General features: G+C 70.5%; 4 protein-coding genes and 1 pseudogene. 1 reads left to right on the forward strand and 4 read right to left on the reverse strand.

Annotation, left to right across the window (positions count from 1 at the left end):
- A partial coding sequence (locus tag AWZ10_RS45115; RefSeq protein ID WP_060894122.1) for a BadF/BadG/BcrA/BcrD ATPase family protein occupies positions 1-687 on the reverse strand: 687 nt, incomplete at its 3' end.
- A pseudogene (locus AWZ10_RS45120) lies at positions 684-1,055 on the reverse strand (uracil-DNA glycosylase); the annotation flags it as partial. The gene AWZ10_RS45115 and the pseudogene AWZ10_RS45120, both read right to left, overlap by 4 nt.
- A gap of 226 nt (positions 1,056-1,281) precedes the next feature.
- On the opposite strand from AWZ10_RS45120, the gene AWZ10_RS45125 reads away from it, so the two are divergent.
- Entirely contained in the window at positions 1,282-1,959 is a 678-nt protein-coding gene (locus tag AWZ10_RS45125) for a uracil-DNA glycosylase (protein WP_079104711.1), read from the forward strand.
- A 516-nt stretch (positions 1,960-2,475) separates the two neighbouring features.
- Here AWZ10_RS45125 and AWZ10_RS45130 read toward each other — a convergent pair.
- Positions 2,476-3,885, reverse strand: a complete 1,410-nt coding sequence (locus AWZ10_RS45130; RefSeq protein ID WP_060894124.1) for an acyltransferase — start codon at positions 3,883-3,885, stop codon at positions 2,476-2,478.
- Positions 3,886-3,892: 7 nt separating this feature from the next.
- The gene (locus AWZ10_RS45135; protein ID WP_060894125.1) at positions 3,893-5,113 is read right to left on the reverse strand and encodes a cytochrome P450; all 1,221 of its coding nucleotides are present in this window, start codon (positions 5,111-5,113) and stop codon (positions 3,893-3,895) included.
- Positions 5,114-5,273 lie beyond the last annotated feature (160 nt).

A 5,273-nucleotide genomic window follows, 5' to 3' on the forward strand; every position in this document is an offset into this window, starting at 1 on the left:
CACCGGGTCGTCCCCCGCGCAGGCGGCCACCTCGGGCGCGAACGACGCGAGGACCGCCGGCCGGTCCGGCCTCGGGTAGAGCCGGCCGGGCAGCCCGTCCATCGGGCCGAACACCTCCTCGGCGCGCGCCAGCAGCCGGGCCGAACCACCGGTCCGCCCGTCGTACGACCGCAGCGCCGCCTCCAGTCCCGCCCGCCCGATCCAGGCCCCGCCGCCGCAGTCCCCGAGCAGGTGGCCCCAGCCGTCCGCCCGACGCCAGCCCTCCAGATCCGTGCCGATCGCGATGAGCCCCGTACCGGCGGCGATCACCGCGCCCGGCCGCACACCGAGGGCGCCGGTGTAGGCGGTGACCGCGTCGGCCACCAGCGCGATCCGCCGGGCCCCCAGCTCGCGCGACAGCGCCGACGGCAGCTCGGCACGCAGCTGTTCGCCGAGCGTCGCGAACCCGGCGGCCCCGACGGCCACCGCGGCGGGGTGCTCGCATCCGGCGTCGTCGAGCAACCGCCGTGCCAGGGGCAGCAACCGCTCCAGCAGATGCCCGGCGTCGATTCCGCGCGCTCCGGTCCGTACCGGCTCCCCGGACACCGCCGGCTCGCCGAGCACCTCGGTGCCCCGGGCCAGCGCCACCCGCATTCCGGAGCCACCGGAGTCCACGGCGAGCACGACGGGGGGCTCGCCGCCGGTCATGGCAGGCGCCGGTGCGCGGGAGCGCCGCCCTGCCTCGTGAGCAGGTCGTTGGCGCGGCTGAAGGGACGGGAGCCGAAGAAGCCCCGGTCGGCGGACATGGGGGAGGGGTGGGCGGACTCGATGGACGGGAGGTCGCCGAGGAGCGGACGGAGGTCGCGGGCGTCACGGCCCCACAGGACGGACGCCAGGGGACGCCCACGCGCGGCCAGCGCCCGGATCGCCTGCCCGGTGACCTCCTCCCAGCCCTTGCCCCGGAGTGCGGCCGGCTTGCGCGGGGCCGTGGTGAGCGCCCTGTTGAGCAGGCTGCCCGGCAGCGGCCGTACCTCCGGCGTGACGGAGAAGGACAGCCCCGCCGTGTGTGCGGTAGTTCCGGGATCTGTGTATCGGCAAGGAGAGGCCGACGAGGCGTGATGACCATGGCGGAGTGGGTTGATCACTGGTTGCAACAGGCTCCCCTCCTCCCGGTGACCGGCTTCGAGAGTTGCTGGACCGGCTCGATGACCTTGTTGAGGAGGAAGACTAGCGCCGCGGGGGCGTCTGTGTGCGGGGCTTGTGTGTGCGAGGTCCCGGTGTGTGCCAGTAGGGTGACGCGCTGTGGCACGACGACCCTTGCATGAACTTGTTGAAGCGGGTTGGGCGAAGGCTCTGGACCCCGTGGCCGAACGTATCGCTGTGATGGGGGACTTCCTGCGGGCTGAAATAGCGGCCGGCCGGACGTATCTTCCGTCCGGGACGAATGTCCTGCGCGCGTTCCAGCAGCCCTTCGATGACGTGCGTGTCCTGATCGTGGGGCAGGATCCCTATCCCACGCCGGGGATGGCCATCGGGTTGAGCTTCGCTGTCTCGCCGGAAGTGCGTTCACTGCCGGGGAGCCTGGAGAACATCTTTCGGGAGATGAACACTGATTTGGGGCTGCCCAGGCCGTCCAACGGTGATTTGACGCCGTGGACGGAGCAAGGGGTACTGCTGCTGAACAGGGCGCTGACGACGGCGCCGCGCAGTCCGGGTGCGCACCGGGGCAAGGGCTGGGAGGAGGTCACCGAGCAGGCGATCCGGGCGCTGGCCGCGCGCGGCAAGCCACTGGTGTCCGTCCTGTGGGGGCGCGACGCGCGTAATCTGCGGCCGTTGCTGGGGGATCTGCCGGCGATTGAGTCTGCTCATCCGTCTCCGATGTCGGCGGATCGCGGATTCTTTGGTTCGCGTCCGTTCAGCCGGGCCAACGATCTGCTGCTGCGGCAGGGTGCGCAGCCGGTGGACTGGCGACTGCCGTAGGGCACGTTGTGCGTGACGGCTTGGAAGGCGGCGGCCCCCTGCCAGGGTGCCGGACTCCGGCTGGATGAACTCTGGTAGAGCGAGAGTCTTCACCGACCTTGCATCAGAGGGCCGTCGACATGTTCTCGATGACTCATCACACGGAGTGCGGTGCCCCCGTCCTTGCCAGCCGTGAAGCGCTCCTGAACTGCGGTTTCTTGGGTGTGCGTCAGGTGCGGTGCGGGCGTCACGGGCGATCTCCTGACGCTCGTCCGACGCTCGTCGATCTTGCTTGCTGACGGTGAGTCGGGTGAGTGGGCGGCCGGGGCTCTGCTGAGTGCCGGCCCGGCTCCATCACTACAATCACCGCCGCCCCACACCGCAACCGGCGGCAACCCACCCATCACCAGGTCGATCAACGTCCCTGGGCAGTACACCCAGATCACTCATTTCCCATGGCGGGGCCTTCATCCCGCCCGTCCTCATCCGAGCCGCTTCGCTGCGTCCGAAGCCGGGCCGGGATCCGCCCCATCCCGGTTACTGCCCTAAGGGAGATCTGCTCCACGCGTGCAGGCGCTCGCGCCAGGGCGGAGTGTCCACGAGGGCGGCATCGGCTTCGGGCAGGCACAGGTAGACGTCCCGGCTCCCGTCCTCCTCGGGCGTCGGCGCGATGTGCATGGTCGGTACCGGAAGGTCGGGGAACTCGTACCAGAACGGCCGTCCCGCGCCCACGTCGATCCGGTACAGCGGGAACTGCGACCAGTTGTTGACCGAGATGGACGTCTTCGACACGTCGGGCGCCCGCACCGACATCACATGGCGAGAAACGCCCCTGCGCCGGTAGGAGTTGAGGAAGGCGATCTCGTCGCGGATCTTATCCTCGGTGTTGCTCTCCAGGCAGCGCCGCACGTCCCGCGCGACGGCACCCAGCGGCGACTCGCGCAACTGGGCGGCCGTGAGCGAAGTCCAGCTGTTGCTGACGCAGTTGCCCCAGTACGACGCCGGCAGGTCGCCGCCGAGACGGTGCTGCACGCCGACGATCAGCCCCAGCCATTCGGTCGCGTCCGCCGGCCGAGCTCTCAACTCGCCCAGCACCTGCCACAGATGGGCGGTCAGCGCGTCGTTCGTCGACACCCAGGCGCCGGGTTCCGTGAGGATGTGCTGTGACTCGGCCTTGAGCGCGGCCAGTTCCGTCGCGTCGAACCGGGTCGTTACGGTGGCCAGCTTGTTGCTGGCCGCCCGCAGCGTGGTCGCCAGGTGCCGGACCCGGCCCACTCCGAGGAACGCGCGCGCCTGTCGCGTAGCCGGGTCCGCCGACGGCCGGCCCAGCTCGTCCAGTACCTCGCGGGCATGGCCGGGGTCGTCCCACGCCAGCCCGAGGTGCTCGCGCGACCAGCTCTCCAGGAAGGCGACGGTGCTGCCGCCGTCCGCGAGACTGTGGTTGATGAGCACACCGAGGACGGATCCGCCGCCGCGCATCCGGGTCAGGCGAACCTTGAGCAGCGGCGTGTCCCGGCCGATGACGCCGAAGGCGCTCACTTCGCGCAGCAGGTTCCCGATGACCGGTCCGGCGCGCAGCCCGTGGCCGTAGTCGCGCATCGGGTCGGGGCAGGACGCCTCGGTGAACCGTACGCCCGCGTCGTTGCAGACCACGCTCAGCCCGCCGTCCGCGTCCCTTTCGAGGCGCCCGGCCAGCAGCGGGTAGCGGCGCAGGGTGCGCGCCAGGGAGTCGCGCAGCGCCGCGCCGTCGAGGGTGCCGCGGTAGAAGAACGTCAGCGGCGTGTACCACGGGCCGGTCAGCAGGTCGTAGCCGGTGAGGCGGACGCGGCGGCCGTCTGCCTCACCGGCGCGAACGGTGTGCTCCTTCTCCACGCGGCTGTCCACGACCGTGCGGAACGCGGAGGTGCCCTTCTTCGCCGTGCGTGAGGTGGTGCTCTTCCCCGCCACGGCCGCCTCAGTCCCAGGCCACGAGCAGCTGGTCCACGCCGTAGTGCACAGCGCGGTCACGCAGTGGCACCTCCTGGGCCGGCGTCGCCAGCCGCAGCGTCGGGAACCGCTCGAACAGACTGCGCAGCCCGATGCGCAGACTGGTCCGGGCCAGATGCTGGCCCAGACACTGGTGCGCGCCGAAACCCAGTGCCAGGTGCTTGCGCGGGATACGGGTCACGTCGAGCCGGTCGGGGTCGTCGAAGACCTCGGGGTCGCGGTTGGCGGCGGGCAGCGACAGCACCACCGTCTGACCGGCCTTGATGGTCGTGCCGCCGATCTCGACGTCCTCGATCGCACACCGGCTCGACCCCATCTGGGAGATCGTCAGATAGCGCAGCAGCTCGTCGACCGCACCCGTCTCGTACAGCTCCGGCCGCTCGCGCAGCAGCGCCAGCTGTTCCGGGTGCTCCAGAAGTGCGAAGGTGCTCAAGGACAGCATGTTCGGCGTGGTGTCGAGCGAGCCGCCCAGGGTGAGAACCCCCAGGTTGACCAGTTCGTCCTCGGTCAGCTCGCCGGTCGCCGCCAGCCGCCCGAAGAAGTCCTCGCCCTGTTCGGCCATCCGCTCCCTCACCATCGGCCGGATGAGGCCGTCCATCGCCTCCAGGTGATGGATGAACTCCTCCAGGGTGTAGGTGAGCGTCATCAGTGCCGAGAAGTGCTCCTGGATGCCGTCCATCAGCTCCGGGGAGACGCCCATCAGCGAGCACACCGAGCGCAGGCTGACCTTCTCCGCGAAGTCGGTCAGCAGATCGGCGGGTGAGCCCGCGGCCGCCATCTCCTCCAGTGTCTCGTCGACGATGCGCCTCAGGTGGGGCTCGTACTGCTGGATGCGCCGCAGGGTGAAGTGACCTGCCAGCAGCCGCCGGTACCTGGTGTGCTCCGGGGCGTCCATTTTCGCGAACGACCCGGGGAGCGAGGGCTGCGGCGCGTACTCGGTCATCGGGAACGGCGGCGCGACCACGTGCGCGAGCAGTTCGTTGCGGTGGCTGAACCGGTCGTCGGCGAGGATCTGCCGGACCAGGTCGTGCCGCGTCACCAGCCAGCCGGAGGTGTCCTTCGGCGCCACCTGGAACGTGACGGGACTGACCGGCTGCTCGGCGCGCAGCCGGGCGTACTCGGCGGGCGGGTCGAACGGGCACTTGCCCCGCTCCGAGGGAATCACGGGAGGCTCGGGCCTGGTCTTCATGAACTCACTCCGTCGGCGAAGAAGGGAGGGGCGGTCGAGTGGGGGAGGAGGCAGGGCGCGGACGCCTCAGGCGCGGTGCACGAGCAGTGGCAGGTGGCGTGCGCCGAAGACGTTGGTGCCGTGCCAGGCGAGCCGTGCTTGCGGGTCCACGGTGATGTGG

The organism is Streptomyces europaeiscabiei, from assembly GCF_001550375.1.
Taxonomy (GTDB): domain Bacteria; phylum Actinomycetota; class Actinomycetes; order Streptomycetales; family Streptomycetaceae; genus Streptomyces; species Streptomyces europaeiscabiei.